We start from the raw sequence: 734 nt of genomic DNA, 5'->3' as shown, positions 1-734 counted from the left end.
CTTGCCATATTTTCACCTCCCTCTCCCTTTGGTCAGTAATAAAATATGCAGGTTGTTGATATGTGTGCCAATTATAAAAAATAATTTTGGTAGAAAAATATCCTAAAACAAGTCTTGGAGAATTTAAAAAGGAAATTATATAAAAACTCTTAAGAAGGTAGGTTATTACTACTATTCTTTTTTACATTTAACAAGTACATAATTAGAGATAATAAGAGAACTGGAGAAAAAAATTAAATGGTTGGATATGATATAGTAAAATAATTGATAATGATGAAGGGTTTTTATCAAAGAAAAAGTTAAATAACAAATTGAAAGAGTATGAAAGTCTAGTATTTTTATCCTGAATAAATATAAAACATATTCTATATTATAAAACATTCTTATTTTCTCATAGAATCCTTCTATTAAAATACTATTCACAAAAATAGAACAAGAGAATATTATGTACTAGGCAAAAGGCCAATAGGATTTTAGACATCATAAAAGACTGATAGGAGGAAATAAAATTGGATAATAGAGAAGTTTTCATAAATAACAAAGATGTTGAGATTATTATTAAGAGCAAAAATGCAGAAGACTGCCATAGTAAATTTGAAAATGCTGTAGCACACAAAAAACCTGAAAGTAAAACATCTTGTGTTGAAGTTAAAGCTGAAACTTTAGGAGATTGTGACAATAATCCAGTAAGATTAAACCCAATTACAGCAGGTGTTGTAGCGAAAATACCAGTA

General features: G+C 27.1%; 1 pseudogene. It reads left to right on the top strand.

The annotated features are described in order from the left end of the window. Nucleotides 1-509: 509 nt before the first annotated feature. A pseudogene (locus KQI88_RS17850) lies at nucleotides 510-734 on the top strand (hypothetical protein); the annotation flags it as partial.

This window comes from Alkaliphilus flagellatus (genome assembly GCF_018919215.1).
Lineage (GTDB): Bacteria > Bacillota > Clostridia > Peptostreptococcales > Natronincolaceae > Alkaliphilus_B > Alkaliphilus_B flagellatus.
The sequence above is the reverse complement of the archived record's forward strand: the minus strand, read 5'-3'. Positions and strand labels throughout refer to the sequence as shown.